The 21,066-nt window shown below is 71.9% G+C and carries 15 protein-coding genes; 12 read left to right on the forward strand and 3 right to left on the reverse strand.

Translation table 11 applies throughout. The annotated features are described in order from the left end of the window. Positions 1-32: 32 nt before the first annotated feature. The 4 genes from WME97_RS47725 to WME97_RS47740 all read left to right on the forward strand — a co-directional run bounded on the left by WME97_RS47725 (position 33) and on the right by WME97_RS47740 (position 4,549). Positions 33-1,403, forward strand: a complete 1,371-nt coding sequence (locus WME97_RS47725) for a phenylacetate--CoA ligase family protein (protein WP_437547751.1) — start codon at positions 33-35, stop codon at positions 1,401-1,403. Continuing rightward, complete coding sequence (locus WME97_RS47730) at positions 1,400-2,575, forward strand: glycosyltransferase family 4 protein (RefSeq protein WP_437547752.1); 1,176 nt, start codon at positions 1,400-1,402, stop codon at positions 2,573-2,575. The genes WME97_RS47725 and WME97_RS47730 overlap by 4 nt, the downstream gene beginning before the upstream one ends. Before the next feature lie 277 nt (positions 2,576-2,852). Further along, positions 2,853-3,521 carry a hypothetical protein gene (locus WME97_RS47735; RefSeq protein WP_437547753.1) on the forward strand — a complete coding sequence of 223 codons (669 nt, stop codon included), beginning with the start codon at positions 2,853-2,855 and terminating at the stop codon, positions 3,519-3,521. Further along, positions 3,518-4,549: a hypothetical protein gene (locus tag WME97_RS47740; protein ID WP_437547754.1), complete on the forward strand. Its 1,032-nt coding sequence runs from the start codon at positions 3,518-3,520 to the stop codon at positions 4,547-4,549. Before WME97_RS47735 ends, WME97_RS47740 begins: the two co-directional genes overlap by 4 nt. 79 nt (positions 4,550-4,628) lie before the next feature. Here WME97_RS47740 and WME97_RS47745 read toward each other — a convergent pair whose 3' ends face one another. Continuing rightward, on the reverse strand, positions 4,629-5,894 hold the full coding sequence (locus WME97_RS47745; RefSeq protein ID WP_437547755.1) for a DUF3237 domain-containing protein: 1,266 nt from the start codon (positions 5,892-5,894) through the stop codon (positions 4,629-4,631). Positions 5,895-5,972: 78 nt separating this feature from the next. Beyond that, on the reverse strand, positions 5,973-7,043 hold the full coding sequence (locus WME97_RS47750) for an alpha/beta hydrolase family esterase (protein WP_437547756.1): 1,071 nt from the start codon (positions 7,041-7,043) through the stop codon (positions 5,973-5,975). A gap of 299 nt (positions 7,044-7,342) precedes the next feature. Here WME97_RS47750 and WME97_RS47755 point away from each other — a divergent pair, with 299 nt between their 5' ends. Further along, positions 7,343-8,176, forward strand: coding sequence for an alpha/beta fold hydrolase (locus WME97_RS47755; protein ID WP_437547757.1), 834 nt, complete (start codon positions 7,343-7,345; stop codon positions 8,174-8,176). 159 nt (positions 8,177-8,335) lie between these two features. After that, positions 8,336-8,965, forward strand: coding sequence for a hypothetical protein (locus WME97_RS47760; RefSeq protein WP_437547758.1), 630 nt, complete (start codon positions 8,336-8,338; stop codon positions 8,963-8,965). A 113-nt stretch (positions 8,966-9,078) separates the two neighbouring features. Here the strand turns inward: WME97_RS47760 and WME97_RS47765 are convergent, their stop codons facing one another. Then, positions 9,079-10,290, reverse strand: coding sequence for a hypothetical protein (locus WME97_RS47765; protein WP_437547759.1), 1,212 nt, complete (start codon positions 10,288-10,290; stop codon positions 9,079-9,081). 260 nt (positions 10,291-10,550) lie between these two features. Here WME97_RS47765 and WME97_RS47770 point away from each other — a divergent pair, with 260 nt between their 5' ends. The 6 genes from WME97_RS47770 (at position 10,551) to WME97_RS47795 (ending at position 21,048) form a co-directional block, all read left to right on the forward strand. Continuing rightward, the gene (locus WME97_RS47770) at positions 10,551-12,800 is read left to right on the forward strand and encodes a substrate-binding domain-containing protein (protein ID WP_437547760.1); all 2,250 of its coding nucleotides are present in this window, start codon (positions 10,551-10,553) and stop codon (positions 12,798-12,800) included. 112 nt (positions 12,801-12,912) lie between these two features. Continuing rightward, entirely contained in the window at positions 12,913-15,222 is a 2,310-nt protein-coding gene (locus WME97_RS47775; RefSeq protein WP_437547761.1) for a substrate-binding domain-containing protein, read from the forward strand. A gap of 43 nt (positions 15,223-15,265) precedes the next feature. Further along, positions 15,266-16,366 carry a hypothetical protein gene (locus WME97_RS47780; RefSeq protein ID WP_437547762.1) on the forward strand — a complete coding sequence of 367 codons (1,101 nt, stop codon included), beginning with the start codon at positions 15,266-15,268 and terminating at the stop codon, positions 16,364-16,366. 283 nt (positions 16,367-16,649) lie between these two features. Continuing rightward, positions 16,650-18,032, forward strand: coding sequence for a hypothetical protein (locus WME97_RS47785; protein WP_437547763.1), 1,383 nt, complete (start codon positions 16,650-16,652; stop codon positions 18,030-18,032). A 638-nt stretch (positions 18,033-18,670) separates the two neighbouring features. Further along, complete coding sequence (locus tag WME97_RS47790) at positions 18,671-19,759, forward strand: SDR family NAD(P)-dependent oxidoreductase (RefSeq protein ID WP_437547764.1); 1,089 nt, start codon at positions 18,671-18,673, stop codon at positions 19,757-19,759. Continuing rightward, on the forward strand, positions 19,756-21,048 hold the full coding sequence (locus tag WME97_RS47795; RefSeq protein WP_437547765.1) for a TIGR04295 family B12-binding domain-containing radical SAM protein: 1,293 nt from the start codon (positions 19,756-19,758) through the stop codon (positions 21,046-21,048). Before WME97_RS47790 ends, WME97_RS47795 begins: the two co-directional genes overlap by 4 nt. The last annotated feature ends 18 nt before the right edge of the window (positions 21,049-21,066 follow it).

The following is a 21,066-nucleotide window of genomic DNA, read 5'->3' on the forward strand; positions in this document are numbered from 1 at the left end:
GTGGCCGAGGTTCGAAAGAATCCTCAGCAGCCATGTATTCAGCCCTCTTTCGGAACGTGCTCTTTCCGTTTTACGAGACGAAACTCCGAGGGAGAGCCACGCTGGCCTACCTGGGGGAGCTGGAGCGGTCCCAGTGGCGTCCGGAGCGCGAGCTCAGGGAGCTCAACTGGAGAAAGATGCTGGCGGCCCTCCGCTTCGCCGAGCAGAGCGTGCCCTTCTACCGGCGCCGCTTCGCCGAATACGGGGTGCGGGTCAAGGACGTTCACGCGCCCGAGGATCTCGCGCGCTTTCCGGTTTTGACCAAAGCCGATCTCCGCGCGCACGGCAGCGAGCTCATCGCGGATGGGTGGCGCGGCAAGCTCTTCAGGAGCGGTACGGGCGGATCGACCGGAGAGCCGGCGCGCTTCTTTTACGATCACGCGACGTACGAGTGTAGGAGCGCCGCGGCCCTGCGCTCCGACGCGTGGGCTGGCGGCCGGATCGGGGACAAGGAGCTGTACATCTGGGGGATTCCGACCCTGGAGCCCCGCTGGAAGAAGGCGAAGCGCACGCTGCATGAGGCGCTGATCCGGAAGAAGACGGTCAGCGCGTGGAACCTGGCGGAGGAGCGGCTCGCGGGGGTGGTGGACGAGATCCGGCGCTACCAGCCGAACCTCGTTGTGGGGTACACGAGCCCTCTCTACTACACGGCGCGCTATGCGCTCGAGACGGGGCACCGGCTGCCCACGCCGAGGGGGATCATCGCGACGGCGGAGCGGCTCTTCCCTCACCAGCGCGAGGTGATCGAGCGGGCGTTCCAGGCGCCGGTCTACGACCGCTATGGGTGCAGGGAGATGATGCTGATCGGCGCGGAGTGTGAGCGCCACGAGGGCAAGCACCTCAACATCGAGAACGTCTTCCTCGAGGTGGTGCACGGCGGCCGGCACGCGCGGCCCGGCGAGCCGGGCGAGGTGATCCTGAGCGATCTCGTGTGCCGGTCGATGCCGCTGCTGCGTTACAAGAACGAGGATGTGGTGGTCGCGGCCGACAAGGCCTGCTCGTGCGGCCGCGGGTTGCCGCTGCTCGCCTCGGTCGAGGGGCGGGTGCTCGACATGATCGTCGGGACGGACGGCCAGCTCCTCTCGTCCGTGTTCTTCCCCTACTTCTTCAAGGACAACCCGACGGTGGAGCGGTATCAGGTCCACCAGGACAAGACGCGGGCGATCACGATCAAGATCATCCCTGGCGAGGGGTACGGGCCGGAGACGTCGCAGGCCATCGAGCGCGATCTGCGCCGGTTCCTCGGGGAGCGGGCGGACATCCGGGTCCAGCTCGTCAGCGACATCCCGGTCACCTCGGGGGGGAAGTTCCGCTTCACCATGACCGAGGTGCCGATCGAGTTCGGCCGCGGGGCCGCGGCATGATCGGAGCGTCCGGGGTCCGGCCGGCGCCGTCTGCCGCGCCGGGCCGGCCCGTGAAGGTCGCCCACGTCGTGCTCTCGCTCAACGTGGGTGGGCTCGAGCGGGTGGTGCTCCGGCTGCTCGACAGGATGGCGCGCGACCGGTTCGCGCCGGTGGTGTGCGCGCTCCAGGAGCCCGGCGCGCTGGCCGAGGAGCTGGCGCGGCTCGGCGTGCCGCTCGTGGTGCTCTCGCGGAAGCCCGGCCTCGACCCGGGGCTGCCGTTGCGGCTCTCGGCGTGGCTGCGGCGCGAGGGGATCAGGCTCGTGCACACGCACAACCCGGGGCCGCACCTCTATGGCGCGCTCGCGGCGGGCCTCCTGCGGGCGGCGGCGCTCCCTGGCGGCGGCGGGCCGCGCGTCATCCACACGAAGCACGGGCGCAACTACCCGAAGCAGAAGCGGAAGGTGCTGGTCAACCGGCTGGCCGCGGCGCTCACGGACCGGGTTGTGGCGGTGAGCGACGACTCGCGGGCGGTCGCGCTCGAGGTGGAGCACGTCGACCCGGCCAAGGTCGTGACGATCTTGAACGGCGTGGACACGGACGTGTTCCGGCCGGGCGACGCGGGCGCGGCGCGGGCGCGGCTCGGGGTGCCGGCGACGGGCTACCACGTTGGGTGTGTCGCGCGGCTGTCGCCGGAGAAGGATCACGCGACGCTGCTCGACGCCTTCGCGCGGCTCCGCGCGACGCGGCCCGACGCGCATCTGACGCTGATCGGCGACGGCCCGCGGCGGCCTGCGCTCGAGGCGCAGGCGGAGCGGCTCGGGCTCGGCGGGGCGGTGACGTTCACGGGGACGCGCGGGGACGTGGCGGAGCTGTTGCCGGCGTTCGACGTGTTCGCGCTCGCGTCATTGACGGAGGGGATCTCGCTGACGCTCATCGAGGCGGCGGCGGCGGGGTTGCCGATCGTCGCGACGCGGGTGGGGGGCAATCCGGAGATCGTGGTGGATGGAGAGACAGGGCTGCTGGTGCCGGCTGGAGCGCCGGAGACCCTGGCGGCCGCGCTCGAGGCGGTGGCCGTGCGGGATGATCGCGCGGAGATGGGGTTGCGCGGGCGGGCGCGGGTGATGGAGCGGTTCGGGATCGACCGCATGGCGCGCGCGTACGAGGACCTCTATGACGAGGTGCTCGGGGGGTAGCGTTCGCGGGGAACGACAGCGAATGTCTGCTCTGTAGGTGAACGCGCGGCCTTCGATTTCGTCCCCGCGGCAAGCAGTCATGGGTGACGCTGGGCCACGGAGCGCCGTTGAGCCTGGTGATTGCCGTCGTCGCCGCAGGTGAGGGGACCACGAAGGCCGACGTTGCGGGCGCCGCGCTCAGAAGGGGAGTCTTGCCGCTCACGCTGTACGGCCCCCCGGGACGTCTTGTCCGGCGATGCGGCGCGGTGTAGCGTGCGTCACACGCTGGAGGGGGCGTATGAGACGTCTGTGTGTCGCGGTGCTCGTTCCGCTCGTCGTCGGCTGCTCGATCGTGGACCCAGAAGATCGCGCGGAGCTGAGACGTCAGATCGCGATGCTGCCGCACGACAACCTGATGCAGATGAAGCGCTGGACCATGCACGAGCTGGCGAAGGAATGGTTGGAGACAAGGGACGAGAACGACCAGGTGGGCAAGGTAGTGTGCCGCGACAACGAGGGTGGGCTGTGGAGCGGATGGTACGATCGTCCAAATAAGGACATCACCGTGGCGGATATGCTCCGCTGTCTCAGGGAGAAGCCCGATCTTCCGAACTATCTCTTTTGCGCCGAAGAATTTGCGTCGTGGGTCGTCCCTGACGCGAAGAGGGAGATCGAGAAGTTGCTGCCCGCGTACACCGACATCGAGTGCAAGTACGTGTGGGATTTTCGATACGAGCCCGAGAAGCTGGATCCGAAGATGGTCGATATAGATGCGATCGAGTCGGATGATATCATCCAAGCCATGATCACCCTTCCGGGGCCGCCTCCAGGGTGGGCTATTCCTCGGTTCGCGCCGCTCCTCTGCCCGCTCGGCGCAGGGGAGGGCTGGGGATGCCCTCCCAGACCGTCCGACTCGTTCCCTACGGGCGGAGAGCCCATGGACCCTCCTGGCGGGGATCAACCGTGAAACGTCATCTCGTCGTGCACGAGGCGGGCAATGGGTCGGTCATGTTCAGGACCAAGGACCCACGAAAATGGAAGTCCTACCTCCAGAACCTGGGCGAGGTGTGCGGCGCGGCATGGCGAGACGATCTGTCAGAGGAGGAGGATCGCGCGTGGGCCGAGGCGCACCGGAAAGAGTTCCACCACTGGGTCGACGGCAGAGCCGCCCCGCCGTGGCCGATGCTGATCGGCGCCGTGAAGCGCGCGTTCGTCGCCGGTTATGGGGCTCTCGAGCGAAAGCCCACCACGGAGGCCGAGGCGCTCGCGCGCCTGGACAGGACCTATCTCTGGAAGCTGCTGACGGCCGACGATGTGGCCCAGGGCCACGGCCCCGAGGCGCTCCGCGCCTTCCAGCGGGGCTTCCGGCTGGGACGAAGCGAGAGACCCTTCTCCACGAAGAGGAACATCCCCCGGATGGTGGATCCTCCCTATCACTGGTACCGCCAGCAGGCGGAGGCGAACTTGATGGGACCGAGCGCAGCTCGCGAGCGAGCCCTCGTGGCCGCATGGCGCGCGAGCGGCGCGAGTCGCGAGGACGTGGAGGCGAGCCAGCAGGCCCTGCGCGAGCTCCACGCGAGCGCGTGGCGCGAGGACGTGCCGGAGGAGGATCGCGCGTGGGCCGAGGCGTACCGCGAGACGTGCGCGCACTGGGTCACCGTCCACCGGCGCGACGCGGTGGCGCAGAGCGCCTACGAGGCCTATCTCCGGAGCAGCGACGGAATCCTCGACGGGGAGCCTGCGCCACCCTCGTTGAGGCCATTCCACGACGACGCGAAACCATGGCTGGCCTTCGCGGATCGCGTCGAGGACGCGCCCGAGGACGAGAGCGAGCTCGCGACGGCCGAGGCGGCCGCGCGCGAGTACTGGGACGCGCGCTGGCGCGAGGCGCCGCCGTGGGACGGCGCCCCGGACCAGGTCCACTGGCTCGCGGCGGTCCGCGCCGCGCGAAAGACGTCGGAGGCGATGGCCGACCACATCCCGAGGCCCTGGTAGCGTTACCCGAGACGCCCGATTCCGTGGTCGTCGCGCCCCTGCCACCCGGACGCGGCGCTGTCACCGCGCCGCTGCTGTTCTATTTGCGCTCGTAGAAGGTGAGGCTCACCCCGCCCCCCGCCGCGCCGCCCGGGTCGGAGCTCACATACTGCTTCGTGTTGAGGATCGCATAGGGGCCGTCCGCGCGCGTCTCGAAGACAGGCACGAGCGCGCCGAACGGTCCGCAGTTCCTCACCACGATGACCTCGCCGTCCTTCGAGGACAGCGCGTACCTGGCGTCCAGCACCGTGGTCGCCCCGATGAGCTGGTAATCCGCGCCTCCGGGGAGCACCGAGCCCGACAGGCCGCTCAGCAGCATTCCGCCGGTGACCGTGCCCCCGGTGATGGGAATGATGTTGCGCGTGCCACGCTTGCTCGCGCCGACAGACACGGATGCGCCGAGCGTGACGGACTCGGTGAAGACGCTCGAGCCCTTCGCTCCTGTCGCCGTCGAGCACTCCCACGTTTGGTTCGGGACGCCCGCGGGATCCTTGAGCTGGATCTTCGGCTCTCCGGCGGCCACCTCGCTGATGTCGTAGATGTCGAGCTGGATCGTGCCCGCCGCGGCGTCGACGACACGGGTGCCCGCGAACTTCCCGGTGTTGAGCCACGCGAGCGAGCTCGAGTTGGGGACCTCGAAGTCCGGGACGATCCGGACGACGTCATCGCCGGCGGCGGCCACGCCGCAGGTCCGCATCAAGATGCTGGTGCCATCGCTCGCTTTCAGGATGTTGATCTCCTCGAGCTCGACGGATCCGTTCGACAGCGTGAGCTCGAGGTCCATGCCGCCGGTGAGGACCGTGGCCTGGATCTTGTCGCCCGTGAGCGTGCCCCCCTTCACGTCGAGGAGGCGGCGGTGTCCGAACTGGGTGGTCCCGACATCGTGGGTCGCGCCGAGCTGGAGCGTCGCCCGGAGGACGAGCTCGCCGCGCGTGGGGAGCGGAATGCCGTTCGGCATCCCGCAGGTCCACGACGGATCGGGGACGATCGTCGCCTCCTCGCTGCCGTTGTTGCCGCCGCCAGTGCCGGGCATCCCGCCAGCGCCGCCGCTGCCGCCGCTGCCCGTCTCCTCAGCGCCACCGGTTCCCGTGGTTCCGCTGCCCGCGGTGGTTCCGCCGCCCGCGCCGCCCACCCCGGCGTCGCCGCCCGTGCCTGTCGCTCCGACGGAACCGCTCGACGCCGCGCCGCCGGAGCTGCTGCTCGTCGTCCCTCCGCTGGTATCGTCGGTCGACGAACCACACCCTCCAGAGCAGATGCCCAGGATTCCAGTTATCAAGAGCTTCGCTGGCAGATTTTTGATCACCATGGCCGGACCCATCCATTCAATCGCATGCTGCGATTCGATGCACGCTGAAACGTGGCGCTGGTTCGAACGACGCCCGATTCAGAACTGCGAGAAGAAATTCCAGATCGACTCGCCGGAGTTGTTCTGCGGGGCGTGGCCCCCGTCGAACTCGCACCAGACGACCGGATAGCCTGCGTCGCAGCCCTCGTAGCTGACGCAGGGGCTCGGCTCGACTGGCGTGGTCTGCTGACCGCAGTGGTTTCGCTCGAGGAAGATATCGCGAGCGCTCTGACCGTTCGCGAGCGGAACCACGTTGTCGGTCTTGCCGTGGGCGCCCCACATGGCCACGGGATGGTCGCCGTCCTCGCAGCCGCTGTAGATCGCGCCGGACATGGAGGCGATGGCGCGGAAGTCGTCGCCCATAGCGCAGCCGATCGCGTAGGACATCATGCCGCCGTAGCTGAACCCCGTCGAAAAGATCCTGCTCTCGTCGATGCAGAGCTCGGCGCGGAAGCGGTCGAGCATGGCGCGGAGGAACGCGATGTCGCGGCCCCCCGTGTTCGCCCAGCCCTGGTCGATGCCCTCGGGCGAGACGAAGATCGCCGAGCCGTCGGCGCGGCTCTGGAGCCCGTAGTAGCCGCCGCCGAACCCGGTCGCGACCTGCTCGGCCGAGCCGCCGCGGGGATGCCAGGCGAAGATCAGCCGGTAAGGGTGCTTCGGATCGTAGCCGTCCGGCACGGCGAGGATGTACTCGCGCGTCGTGCCCCCGACATCGACGCTGAAACGGCCGCTCTTCGGCGCGGTCGCGCTGCCGCAGCCCGCGCTCTGCGCCGCTCCTCCAGCGCCGCTCGAGCCGGAGCCGACAACGCCCCCGCCGCCCGCGCCAGTTTCCCCCGAGTCCGGGCGCCCGCCGCTGCCGCCGGCGCCGCTGACCGCCCCCGACGAGCCACCGTTCGCCGACGAGCCACCATTGGCCGACGAGCCACCGGTTGCCGACGTGCTCCCCGTGGCGCCGGAGGCGCTGGATCCGGGCCCAGCGGGCCCTCCGGCGCTGCCGCCGGATGATGCCTCGGTCGTTGCTTCTCCCTGGCTGGCGCAGCCGAGCGCCGCGAACGCCGCGAGCGCAACGAGCCCTGGAGCGATCGCGCCGAAATTGCGAAGCGTTTTCATTCGTCCCCGCCTCTCTATTCCAAGATCGCCGTCCGTCCTCGCATCACCCGATGCAGGTCATCTGCGACAACGTCGTACGCTATGCCTCACGCCCGAGGCATAGGCATACTCGCCTATGCCTCGGGCGTGAGGCATGGGCATACTCGCCTATGCCTCGATGCGAGACGTCACGCTCAGAGTGGCCGACTGGACGGCGCGGGCGAGGGTCGAGCTCGAAGCGTCCAGACCGCCGCGGCCGGCGCCCGGCCGCGGCGCAGGCCGACGTGGAGGGCACGGGGGTGCGCGGCTAGAGTGCGCCCATGCGATGCAGGGTGAAGGACCTCGAGATCGAGGTCGAGGTGATCGGCTCCGGGACCCCCGTCCTGATGCTCCACGGCTGGGGGCCCGACCACAGGCTGATGAAGGGGTGCATGGAGCCGGTGTTCCGGTCGGCGCCGGGGTGCTGGAGGCGCGTCTATTTCGACCTGCCGGGCATGGGAAGGACCCCGGGGCGACCGTGGATCGACGGGTCGGACCGCATGCTGGAGGTGGTGCTCGGGATCGTCGATCAGGTGCTCCCCGGCGAGCGATTCCTGGTCGCCGGCGAGTCGTACGGCGGCTACCTGGCCCGGGGCGTGGTCCACGAGCGGCCGCGGAGCGTCGCGGGCCTGCTGCTCGTGTGCCCGGTGGCCGTGCAGGAGACGCGGGAGGCCAACGCGCCCCCGCTGGCGGTGCTGGAGCGCGACGAGGCGTTCCTCGGGACCCTGTCCGGCGAGGACCGGCGCGCGTTCGAGGCGATCCACGTGCGCCAGGTGCCCGCCGTCTGGGAGCGGTTCCAGGACGAGATCCTCCCTGGCCTGCGCGCGGCGGACACGGTCTTCCTGGAGCAGCACCTCAGCCGGAAGGTCCCCTTCAGCTTCGCGGTCGACCACCTGGAGGCGCCGTTCCCCGGGCCGGCCCTGATGCTGGTAGGGCGCCAGGACTGCGTGGTGGGCTACCGCGATCTCTGGGGCATCCTCGAGGCGTATCCGCGGGCGTCGTTCGTGCTGCTCGACAGGGCTGGACACAACCTGCAGACCGAGCAGCCGGCGCTGTTCGAGGCGGCCGTGAAGGAGTGGCTGGAGCGGGTGGCCGGGACCATGGCGCACCCCTGACGGGGACGGCCCAGGGGCGCAAGAGATGAGAGATGAAATCGTTTCTTGTCTTCCCCTTGCGCCCCTCGCGCCCTTGCGTTTTTTCTTTTACGAGCCCACCCGGCAAAGAGGCGCCCGGCTCGGCGTCCGTGGGGGGGGCTCCGCGCAGCTCGGGCTCGGATGCGGCGCACGTCGACATCACGCTCGCTCGTGCGCTCGCGGCTGCCCGTGCCGCACGGCGGGTTCGTGCTGGCTCTCGCGCAGGCGAGCGGCATGCATTACACCTGCGAGCTGGTCAGGTGGGACATGTTTTTCTGGAACATCAAGGCGCTCCGGGTCGCGCTGGTTGACGGTACGTCGTCCGAGCGGGCCCGGTTCGGCTATCTCCTGGGCTTCGTGCTTCTCACGGGGGCGGTGTCCTTGCTCCTGGAGGACTCGACACCTCAAAACGAGTGGGACGCGATCGCGACCGGCGTGAACATCGCGGTGATGGTGCTGGGTACGATCTGGGCTTATCACCTCAATGGTGGTGACCGGGGCCATCACTTCATCGAGAGATACGTGTCGCTCAGTTGGGTGTACACTTTGCGCTTCGCGGTGATGTTCATGCTCCCGGTGGTCCTGGCTTATGTCGTTGCTGGCCTCCTCGACCTGGTGACGGACGCGACCGGCCCGTTCGATGTGGTCATGGGCCTGGTGATGGAGGTGGCGTTTTACGTCGGACTCGGCAGGCACATGCGGCTCACGGCAGCCGCGGGAGCCGAGGCGGCAGCCCACGGAGGCGCTGCGGCCCACGCAGCAGGCGTCTGAGCGTTGGCGTTGGGCTCCTGCCGCCGGCACGGGCCTCGCGGGGGACACGTCCAGGGGAGCCTCGAGGCCACGCCGCGCGACGGGCCGAGCCCGGCCTGACGGATGACAAGGGGTTAGCCGCTCGGATCGAGCTGCACGCCGACCGTCCACGCGGCGCCGCCCACCTCGTCCTTCACGGTGATGCGCCCCGTCGCGGCGTCGAGCTCGAACGCGGGGTCGCCGCCGTTCGGGGTCGTGTTCCCGTCGTGGACGCGGACGACCTTGTCTCCCTCCACCGTGCATTCGGAGACGCCGGTCGTGCCCGCGCCGTAGAGCATGCGGCCGGCGCACGCGAGGCGCGTGAGGCACTTGCCGCCGCGCGGAAGCGGCGAGACGAGCAGCGCGCACCTCTGGCCCACCTTCACCGGGCTCGGCCCCGTGGACTCGGTGACGCGCGCGGACCGGCGCAGCGCTCTCCGGGTCGCGTCGAGGAGCGCCTCCCCCGCGACGGACAGGCTCTGGTAAGCCAGCGTGAACTCGACGCGGTACGCGGGCGCCGAGTCGCGCCAGACGGCGCCGGCCCTGCGGATGCTGTCGAGCGAGACCTCGGCCCGCTCCCCGGCGCGTGAGCCCTTGTCCTCGTACGAGAGGGCATAAGCATAGGTGCCAGGCTCAGGACCGGAGTCCTCCTCCACGCCGCTGCTGAACATCGACATGCCGTTCAGCGGATCGCTCGACCGGTAGATCGGCTTGCCGCCGCAGAGGACCCGGAGCGCGGGCACGCGGATGTCGTCGCCCGAGCTCGCGAGCTCCGCCTCGACCGTGCACGCCGCGCCGGCCGCGAGGGGGAGCCCCGTGGCGCGCGTGACGCTCGCCCTCCAGGTCGCGGTCGCGGTCCGCGACGGCGCCACGCGCGCCGGCGCGGCCGGGTCCGGCGGCGCTTGCGCTGGCTCGGGGACCGGCGCCGGCGGCTGCGGGAGAGGAGGCAGCTCGGGGAGGGGAGGGACAGGCGGGGGTAGGGCCGGCTGCTGGACGATCGCCATCGTCTCGCGCGCGGGCCGCGCCACCAGGTAGCTCGCGATCATCGCGCAGAACCCCACGCCCGCCACCGTCACCAGGAGCGGCACCGCCGACGACCGCTTCGGCCGGCCGCGCACCGCGTCGAGCTCCCGGCCGAGCTGGTCGAGCACGCGGCGGGCCTCCGCCATCTGGCGCTCGATCTGCTCGACCCGCGCGGCCCGATCGTCGTCGCGGTGCTCCGCGAGCTCCTTCCTGGCCGCCGCGAGCTGCTCCTCGAGGCTGTCCACACGCCCCCGCAGCGCGTCTCGTTCGTCGCGGTATTGCATTGCTCGACGATACCACCGACCAGCTCGCCGGCGCCGGCGGCGCGTTGATTGTCGAAACGCGTCGAAGCGCGTCGAAGCGCGCCGACACACACACACGCAGCGCGTGGGGCGGCCATGTCCGCAGTCTGACGCTACGCTCCGGATTCCACGGCAGGACACGAGACTTCTCGCCCGGGCCGGCTGCGCAGCGTATACGATGTAGCCGGTCCTCAGCGGTCGTGGGGAGGGCGGTCAGGTTGTGGAGCAGGAGGCCGTCGCGAATGGGTCAGGGTCGCCAGGGCAGTGCGGTACCGTTGCCGGAGCAGTGGGGCGAGCTGCCTGGCGCAGCGGAGCGGAAGGCCAGGGGAAAGGCCGGCGTCTCCGGCCCTGTTGCGCGCCGCTCCGAGGGCGCGCACCCGGCGGCCCGCCCTCCCACCCTCGGCGTCGTCGCCCCGTTTCTCTCCGGCGCGTTCTGGGGCCCTGTCCTGCTCGGCATCCATGAGTCGGCCCAGCGGCGCGGGATCCGCACGCTTGTGCTGCGCGGCACGCCGTCCGAGGTCCTGGCCCCCTCGCTCGCCAGAGAGCAGGTGGACGGGTGGCTCGTCATCATCGAGTTCGGCGGCATCGAGGCGCTCGCCGATGCGGGGGTCCCGTTCATCACGCTCGGCGCCCGCCCCGCCGGCGTCCGCTGTCCCGCGGTGGTCCCGGACAACCACGGCGGCATCCGGAACGCGGTGCTCCACCTGATCGAGCACGGGCACCGGCGCATCGCGTTCGTCGGCAACTTCGCCGCGTACGACGTGCGCGAGCGCCGCGACGCCTACATCAGCACGCTCGCCGAGGCCGGGATCCCCCTCGACCCCGATCTGGTCATCCCGTGCGACAACAACATGTACAGCGGCGGCCGGGCCGCCGCGCCGGCGCTCCTCGCGCAGCTCCCCGCGTGCACGGCGGCCGTCTTCGGGACCGACAAGAACGCGCTCGGGACGATGTCCGAGCTGAAGGCGGCGGGCGTCCGTATCCCCGAGGATTTCGCGATCATCGGCTTCGACGACGTCGTGGAGGCGCAGAGCGCCGACCCGCCGCTGACCACGCTGCGCCAGCGGTTCGAGATGATGGGGAGCGCGGCGTGCGAGCTGCTCGCGTCGATGATCGCCGGCGAGCCCTTCCCGCCCGAGGGCGTGCGCACGGCCAACGCGCTCGTCCTGCGGAGCTCGTGTGGTTGCAACGTGGTCCAGAACTTCCTCGACACGGAGGAGGCGGCCTCCGAGGAGGACGCCGGCGACACGCTGGCCCGACAGATGGTCGAGCAGCTGCTCCTGCCGCGCCCGCTCCCGCCGGATACCCCGCCGGCCGCGGTCTGGCCGGCGGTCACGCGGGTTGTCGACATGTATTTCGCGGCGCTCCGGGGCACCGCGCCCGCCCCGGCCGCCGAGCTCGAGCGCGCCTATCGCCAGGCCGTCGCCATCACGCCCGATCTGGGGGCCCTGCTGTCGACGGCCCGCCTGATGGATCAGCTCCCGGAGCGGCGCCGCATGTCCCTGGACGCCGCGGCCAGCCGGCGGGTCCAGGACTTCGTGGAGCTGGCGCGCCTCGCGAGCGCGCGGGCGCGGCTCGACGCCGAGACCCACTCCGTCCACCAGCTCGGGGTGCTCGCGAGGACCAACTACGATGTGAGCTTCGCCCTGCTCGGCGGCACCCAGCAGGAGTACCGGTCGCTCTCGTGGCTCGGGACGACCACGATGGTCTGGGGTTGCCTCGCGTTATGGGATGACCCGGCGGAGCGCGCGGGCCTCGTCGTCGCGGGCGCCTACAGCCGCGACGGCAGCCCTGTCCCCCCGAACGGGAGCCGTTATCGGCTGGAGGCGTTCCCGCCGGCGGAGATGCTGCCGCCCTCGGCCGCGGACGGCACGTACATGGTGCTGCTCCTGCCGATACGCTCCGTGGAGCGCGACTGGGGGATCCTCGTGCTCATCGGCCCGGCCGTCGTCGCGATGACCGGGGACGAGGGCACGGTCGCGATCTGGGGGACGCTGCTCGGGGCGGCCCTCGAGCGCGACGCGCTGCTGGCGTCGCTGTCGGCGCGGCACGCCGACCTGCAGCAGGCGTTCGCGAGCGAGCGCGCGCTGTCGCAGACGGTGCGGGAGCTGGGCTGCCCGATCATCCCGCTCCTCGCCGGCGTGCTGCTCGTGCCGCTGATCGGGATGCTCGACAACGGCCGCGCCCAGCAGGTGCTCGAGAAGGTGGCCGAGGGGGTGAGCCGCCACGAGGCGCTGTCCGTGCTGCTCGACCTCACGGGCGTTCCGTTCGTGGACCTCCAGGTCGCCCATTTCCTGGGCATGACCAGCCGCGCGGCCGCCCTGCTCGGCGCGCGCGTCTACCTGGTCGGCGTGCGCCCCGAGATCGCGGAGAGCCTCATCGACGTCGATCTCGGCGAGCTGGCCACGTTCTCCTCGCTCGCGATGGCGCTCCTCGAGCTCGGTCAGGCGGGGGCGCGCGCGGCGCGGGCGGCGGGGCCGGGCGCGCGGTAGGGCATCATCGCTTTCCTCACCTCTCGCCTGAAATCGATTAAGGATCGCGCTGCCGACGGAAGTCGAGAGGCTCGGCCGGACGTGGGCGAGCAGGCAGGGAGGGAGCGCCAGGATGGGTCAGGGGAGCCGGGACAGCGGCATCGTGGTGCCGGAGCAGTGGGGCGAGCTTTCCGGCGCACCGGGGCAGGGGGCGGGCTCGGGGCGCGGCACCGGCTCTTCTTTCCCTCCGGCGCGCCTCTCGTCTCTCCCTCCGGCGCGCCGCTCGTCTCTCCCCCCGGCGGGCCGCACCGACGCCCCGCCGCTCCATGTCCCGGCAGCCGGCGCCGCGGCCCGCCCTCGCACCCTCGGGGTGATCTCCCCCTTTCTCGACGGCTCGTTCTGGAACCCTGTCCTGCTCGGCATCCATGACTCGGCCCAGCAGCGCGGGTTTCGCACGCTGGTGCTGCGCGGTACGCCGTTCGAGGTCCACGCGCCGTCGCTCGCCGGGGAGCATGTGGATGGGTGGATCGTCCTGATCGAGCTGCATGGCATCGAGGCGCTCGCGCGCGGCCGGGTCCCGTTCATCACCGTCGGCACCCGCGCCGCCGATGTCGCCTGTCCAGCCGTGATCCCGGACAACCACGGCGGGATGCGGAGCGCGGTGCGCCACCTGATCGAGCACGGGCACCGGCGCATCGCGTTCGTCGGCTACTTCGACGCGTACGACGTGCGCGAGCGCTTCGCGTCCTACAAGGACACGCTCGCCGAGGCGGGCATCGACTTCGACCCCGATCTGGTCATCCGGAGCGACAACAACTGGTACAGCGGCGGCCAGGGCGCCGCGCCGGCGCTCCTCGCGCGGCTGCCCGGGTGCACGGCGGCGGTCTTCGGGACCGACAAGAACGCGCTCGGGGTGATGCCCCTGCTGAAGGCGGCGGGCGTCCGCATCCCCGAGGATCTCGCCATCATCGGCTTCGACGACATCGCGGACGCGGAGGGCGCCGATCCGCCGCTGACCACGGTGCGCCAGCGGTTCGAGATGATGGGGAGCGCCGCGTGCGATCTCCTTGCGTCGATGATCGCCGGCGAGGCCTTCCCGGCCGAGGGCGTGCGCACGGCCAACTCCCTCGCTGTGCGGAGCTCGTGCGGGTGCAACACGATCCAGGAGTTCCTCGCCAAGGAGGACACGGTGCCCGAGGAGGACGCCGGCGGCGCCCTGGCCCGGCAGATGGTCGAGCTCCTGCTCCTGCCCCAGCCGCTCCCGCCCGACCTCCCGCCGACCGAGGTGTGGCCGGCGGTCACGTCGTTGATCGACGGCTATTTCGCGGCGCTTCGGGGCGCCGCGCTGCCTTCGGCGGCCGAGCTCGGGGGCGCCTGCCGGCAGGCGGTCGGCATCACGATGGATGTGGGGACGTTGCTGGCGGCGATCCGCCTGCTGGGCCAGTTTCACGAGCGGCGCGGCGCGTCCCTGGACGACACGGCCAGGCGGCGGGTGGACGCGTTCCTGGAGCTCGTGCGCCTCGCGATCACGCGGGCCCGGCTCGAGGCCGAGAGTCAATATGTCCGCCAGCTCGGGGTGCTCGCGAGGACGAATTACGATGTGAGTTTGGCCCTGCTCGGCGGCACCCAGCAGGCGACGCGGTCGCTCTCGTGGCTCGAGACGACGACGGTGATCTGGGGCTGCCTCGCGCTGTGGGATGACCCGCAGGCGCGCTCCCGCCTCGTCGTCGCCGGCGCCTACAGCCGCGACGGCAGCCCGACCCCGCCGATCGGCCGCCGCTGTCGGCCGGAGGCGTTTCTGCCGGCGGCGATGCTGCCGCCGTCGGCCGAGGACGGCACGCACATGGTGCTGCTCTTGCCGATACGCTCTGCCCGGCGCGACTGGGGGATCCTGGTGCTCGTCGGCCCGACCCTCGTTGCCATGGCCGGAGACGAGGGGACGGTCGCGATCTGGGGGACGCTGCTCGGCGCGGCCCTGGAGCGCGACGCGCTTGTGGAGTCGCTGTCGTCGCAGCACGCCGACCTGCAGAAGGCGTACGAGATCGAGCGCGCGCTCTCGGAGACGGTGCGCGAGCTGGGCTGTCCGCTCATCCCGCTCCTGCCCGGCGTGCTGCTCGTGCCGCTGATCGGGATGATCGACGGCGGCCGTGCCAGGCAGGTGCTCGAGAAGGTGTCCGAGGGGGTGAGCCGGCACAGGGCGTCTTCCGTGCTGCTCGATCTCACGGGCGTGCCGTTCGTGGACGCCCGGGTCGCCGACACGGTGGGCATGACCAGCCGCGCGTCCGCGCTGCTCGGGGCGCGGGTCTATCTGGTCGGCGTGCGCCCCGAGATCGCGATGAGCCTCGTCGGCGTGGACCTCGGCGTCCTGAGCACGTTCTCCTCGCTGTCGGCGGCGCTCCGCGAGCTCGCGCCGGCGGGCCGGCGCGCGCGCAAGGCGCGGTGAGGCGCCTTGACCTGCCGAGACGCGGCTGGCGTAGAATCGGTCCATGCTCGCCGTGCATTGCCCGCGCTGCGGGCGACCCGCGCCTGTGTCCCTCGCCAGCCCGGATCTCATGGCCTGCGCGGCGTGCCACTACCGCGGCCCGCTGCCCGGGGAGGCGGCGCAGGGCCTGCGCGCCGCGGCGCACGTCGTCTTCCAGACCGACGTGCGCCGCCGCCAGCTCTCGGAGGCGCTGCGGCGGAGGCTGGTCACGGCGTCCCAGCGGCACGCGCGGCTGCTCGTCGTGTTCGCGCTCGCGTCGGTGCCGATCACCCTGCTCGGCGCGCTCATCGTGCTGGGGGTCTGGGTCAGCCCCGACACCGAGGGGAACGTCATCACCGGCGGCATGACGGTGGCGGCGTGGCTCGGCACCGTCGGGACCGGCGCGGCCGTGCTCGCGGTCATGCGCAGCAGGCAGCGGCGGCTCGAGGAGGCGTGCGCCGCGCGCCCCCCGGCGGCCCCGGGCGAGCCGGCGGCGTGCCACGTGTGCGGCGCGCCGCTCGGCGCGGGGGACGGCGCGATCGCGCGGTGCGGCTTCTGCGCCGCCGACAACCTGGTCGCCGCGGCCGTCCTCGAGCGGGTGCGCGCGCGCCAGGTCGTGATCCTGCGGTCGTTCGAGCAGGCCGTGAGCGCCGAGCTCGCCTCGTTCGGCCGGGCGACGTCCGGCGCCGCCGCGGTCGTCGTGGCGACCGCGCTCGCGGTCCCGGTCGCCTCGTTCGTCCTCGCCGTCGCCGTCACCCTGGTGGGCGAATCGAGGCGGTCGCCGGTGGACTCCGCCGTGACGTACGCGGTCGTCGGCACGCCGCTCGGGCAGTGCATCGGAAAGATCATGCCCGGGAAGGGCGGCGGCACGGCGGTGCGGTTCGGCGGGTTCCGGCGCGCGGAGCTGCCCGAGGAGCAGGCGATCGCGCCGGGAGCGCCGATCGAGGCCGTGTCGCCCGGGTCCCTCGTCGGCCGCTCCGTGACGGCGAAGCAGGGGGCGGGCGTCGTTCAGGGGGTGTTCTCGTCGCCGCTCACGGGCAACTCCGTCGAGGTGCGGCGCGAGGAGGGGACGTCGTTCACGAGCAGCATCGCCGGCCTGTGCCTGAGCGGCCCGCCGCCGCGGTGATCTGCGCGTGTCTCGCGCCCGCGTCCGGCAATGGACGTCGAGACGTCGAGCGCTCAATCGCTGTTGATCGCCGGATTCCGCGCGCGCTCCGCGATTGCGGACAGCGCAGCAATCGCGGAGCGCGCGCGGCATTCGGCCGTCGCTCCTCTGCGCGGCGGCTCGGTGCGGGCGCGCACGGGGGCGCCGCGCGCCGGAAAAGTTAGTTGTTCCGTGCCGGCGCCCTCCACGTATAGTGGGGGTAGTTGGTTGGGCGTAGTCGGTATTCACACCCAGTGGAGACAAGATGAGCCAAGGTGGCTGGGGCGGGGGATCAGGGGGCGGTCAGGGCGGTGGTGGTTACGGGCAACCGCCGGGGGGTGGCTACGGCCCGCCGCCGGGCGGTGGCTACGGACAGCCACCCGGGGGCGCTGGCCCCGGTCAACCGCCGGGCGGTGGTTACGGCCAGCCTCCGGGACAGCCGCCGGGCGGTGGTTACGGCCAGCCTCCGGGCGGCGGTTACGGCCAGCCGCCGGGGCAGCCTCCGGGCGGTAGTTACGGGCAGCCGCCGGGGCAGCCTCCGGGCGGCAGTTACGGCCAGCCGCCGGGGCAGCCTCCGGGCGGCGGTTACGGCCAGCCGCCGGGGCAGCCTCCGGGCGGCAGCTACGGTCAGCCGCCGGGGCAGCCTCCGGGCGGCGGTTACGGCCAGCCGCCGGGGCAGCCTCCGGGCGGCAGCTACGGCCAGCCGCCGGGGCAGCCTCCGGGCGGCAGCTACGGTCAGCCGCCGGGGCAGCCTCCGGGCGGCAGCTACGGTCAGCCGCCGGGGCAGCCTCCGGGCGGTGGCGGCTGGGGCCAGCCTCCGGGCGGCGGCGGCGGCTACGGCCCGCCCCCGGGGGGAGGCGGCGGCTGGGGCCAGCCTCCGGGCGGTGGTGGCGGCGGCTACGGCCCGCCTCCGGGTGGCGGCGCCGGCTGGGGTGGGGCCAACCCCTACCAGCCCCCGGGCGGCGGCGCGGGCTATGGCTCACCCCCGGGCACGGGCGTCGCGGCGCCGTGGGGGGCGGGAGATGCGGCGTCCTTCGGCTGGGAGCGCCTGAAGCGCGACCCGGCTGTCCTCATCGGCGCCATGGTCGTCGTCGGGCTTGCGTCGAGCGTCCCCAACGGCATCGGCGGAGGCATCCAGGCGGCGCTCGCGAGGGACGCGCCCACCGCGGGGGCGGCCATCCAGTTCCTGATGCAGGCCGTTGCGCTCGTGGTCGGCGCCTACTTCGCCGGAGGCATGAACAACCTGCTGCTGAAGGTCGCGCGCGGCGAGCCGTACTCGTTCAGCGACGTCCTTGGCGGCGGGCGGTGGTTCCTGTCCATCCTGGGCGCCCAGATCCTGACCGGTCTCGCTGTCGGCGCTGGCATGCTCCTCTTGATCGTCCCCGGCGTCATCGTCGCGCTCGGTTTGAGCATGACGACGCTGTGCATCGTCGATAAGAACCTGGGCGCCATCGACGCCATGAAGGAGAGCTGGCGAATCACGACCGGCCACAAGGGGGGCCTCCTCGTCTATGCGCTGCTCGCCTGCGCGCTCGTGCTGGCGGGCGTGCTCGCCTGCTGCCTCGGCACGCTCGTGGCCGCACCGGTCGCCGGCATCGGGCTTGCGTTCATCTACCTGCGTCTGACGGGCCAGCCCACCGCGAGCTGAGCCTCCCGAGGGCGCGCTCCCGCGCTGCCCTCCTCCCTGCAAGCCGAGCCCCTCCCGCGCGCCATCGTCGCGCCGCCTCGCATCTCCCGCCTGACAGATCCCCTCATTTAGCGGGAAATTGAACAGGGAGGCGGGGAGACGGGGAGATTGGTGGGATCTCACTCCCCGTCTCCCCGCCTCCCTGTGAATTTCTCCGAAAAATTCTAGGAGAAGCGTCAGACCTCCCTCTCCGCTTCCGTTTCCGCCCCGCGCCGAGCGCGCTCCTCCCTTCTCCCCCCCGTCCCCGCCCGCGCTCATCGCCTGTCCGAGGGGCGCTCCTCGCCTCAAACCCCCTTTGCGACACATCGAGTCTGCCTGCCATCCGGCGGCGCCGTACCCTCTCCAGGAGGCGCGGAAGGCGCGATACCGATCGTCAAACAAAGCTCCTTCGATCGATTGCGGCTCTCCAGCTCGCATGTTAATCGGTGTCTCCTCAGGGACTCCCGCGCAGCGAGGCGCGGAGCCGGGGGGGACATCGCGCGGCGGGCGGGCGTTCGGCCTGCCTGCCGCGCTGCGCCGTCGTGCGCCGTCCGTTCGCGAGGCGCTCTCTCTCATCGCCCGCTCGCCCGCCGCTCGTCCAGACCGGAACGGAGCATTCTATGCCTGACCATGTCCTGATCACGGGGGGAGCCGGGTTCATCGGCTCTCACCTGGCCGACGAGCTGCTCCGAAAGGGGGAGCCGGTCCTCGTCCTCGACAACCTCTCGCGCGGGTTCGTCGAGCGCAACGTCGAGCGCCTCAAGGGGCGTCACGGCGCTGGCGTGGAGGTCCGGGTGTGCGACGTCCGGGACGAGCAGGCCGTGAGCGACGCCGTACGGCGCGCCTCGTTCGTCTTCCACCTCGCCGCGCAGGTCGCCATCGCGAGGAGCGTCGCCGACCCGGCGCACGACTTCGAGGTGAACGCGCGCGGCACCCTGAACGTGCTCGAGGCGCTCCGGAGGCTCGACCGCCCTCCGCCGCTGCTCTTCGCCTCCACCAGCAAGGTCTATGGCGCGCTGCCCGATCTGCCGATCGAGCGCGGCGAGGAGCGGTATCGCCCCCTCTGCGAGAGCGCGCGCGAGCACGGCATCTCCGAGAGTCAGCCGCTCGATCTCCGCAGCCCCTACGGGTGCTCGCGGGGCGCCGCCGACCAGTACGTCCTCGATTACGCCCGCACCTTCGGCCTCCACGCCGTGGTGCTCCGGGTGAGCTGCGTCTACGGCCCCCCGCAGTTCGGCAACGAGGACCAGGGGTGGATCGCCCACTTCGTCGCGCGCGCCATCCGCCGCGACCCGATCACCCTCTACGGCGACGGGCTGCAGGTCCGAGACGCGCTGTTCATCGAGGACCTCGTCGACGCCCTCCTGCGCGCGCGGCGCGCGCTCAAGCCGGCCTCGGGCCGCGCCTTCAACATCGGGGGCGGCCCGGGCACGGCGGTGAGCCTCGTCGAGCTGCTCGATCTGCTCGAGGAGCTCGACGGGCGCCGCCCGGTCGTCTCGCTCGCCGCGTGGAGGCGGGGCGATCCGCGGTACTACGTCTCCGATTGCCGCGCCTTCCAGGCGCTCACCGGCTGGGCGCCGCGGGTCGCCCTGCGCGACGGGCTGCGCGCGCTCTATCAATGGCGCCTCGGCGTCGAGGCGCGCCTCGGGGCCGTCTACGCCGACATCCCCTCGTCTGTCCGGATGGACCGGCTGGAGGCCGCGTCGTGAAGGTCGCCCTGGTCAACCCGCCCTGGACCTTCCACGGCAGCGTCTACCTCGGCTGCCGCGAGCCGCACCTGCCGATCGAGCTCGGGTACGCGAGGGCGCTGCTCGAGCGCGCGGGCCACGAGGCCGCCCTCATCGACGCCCAGGCCCGCGGGATCGACCTCCTCGCGCTGCGCGACGAGGTCGCGGCGCTCCGCCCCGCCATGACGGTGATCGCCACGGCGCCGAGCTACCTCTCCTGGCGCAGCCCCCCGCCCGAGCTGCGCGTGCCCATGGCGGCGGTCGCCGCGCTGCGGGGCCACGGCGGCCTCCTCGTCGCCGTCGGGCCTCACGGCTCCGCGACCCCGCGCGCGGCGCTCCGCAAGCTCGGCGTGGACGTCGTCGTCCTCGGCGAGTGCGAGGAGATCCTCGTCATGCTCGCCGGCGCGACCGAGTCGCGCTTCTGGCAGATCCCCTCGATCGCCTACCGCAGGAACGGCATCGACCACGTGCAAGGAGGCCCTTACGCCGCCTGCCTGAGGACGCTGCCGGCCCTGCGGTGGGACGGCGCGACGCTCGCGCGGCACGTCCACCACCACCACCGCTTCGACGCCGTGCCCGAGGGGCCGAGCGCCGAGATGGAGACCTCGCGCGGCAGCCCCTGCCGCTGCGCCTCCTGCGCCAGGGACGGGGCGCGCGACAGGCTCCGGAAGCGCCCGCTCGCGACGGTGCTCGAGGAGCTCGACGCGCTCCTCGCCGAGGGCGTGCGCCACGTCTATTTCATCGACGAGCGCTTCCTGCCCGACCGGGCCCTGCTCGAGGAGCTCTGGGCGCGGGACATCGTGTTCGGCGTCCAGCTCAGGATCGACAGCTGGTCGCGCGAGATGCTCGATCTCCTCGGCCGCGCCGGCTGCGTCTCGATCGAGGCCAGCGTCGAGCGCCCGTCGATCGAGGGGATGGACGCGCTCGCCAGGCGGTGCAGCGCGTCGACCGAGGAGCTCACCGCGCTGCTCGTCCACGCCCGGCGCAGCGTGCCCTTCGTGCAGGCCAACCTGAGCGACGCGGGCCCCGGCGATCCGGTCGAGGCCGCGTCGTGGCGGCAGCGCCTCCTCGGGCTCGGCGTGTGGGCCAACGAGCCTGTCCCGGCGTTCCCGTACCCCGGCTCCGCCGCGTACACCCGGCGCTGGGGGGCGCCGGACGACGGCGCCTGGGAGCGGGCGCACGCCCATTATATCGCCGAGCACCGGACGTTCGGGGATCTGCCGGACAGCCGGCCGCTGCCGCTCACGGAGCTCGAGCATGGCGCGCGCTGACCATAGATCCCCGGGCGC

The organism is Sorangium sp. So ce367 (assembly GCF_051520455.1).
GTDB classification, from domain to species: Bacteria; Myxococcota_A; Polyangia; order Polyangiales; family Polyangiaceae; genus Sorangium; species Sorangium cellulosum_B.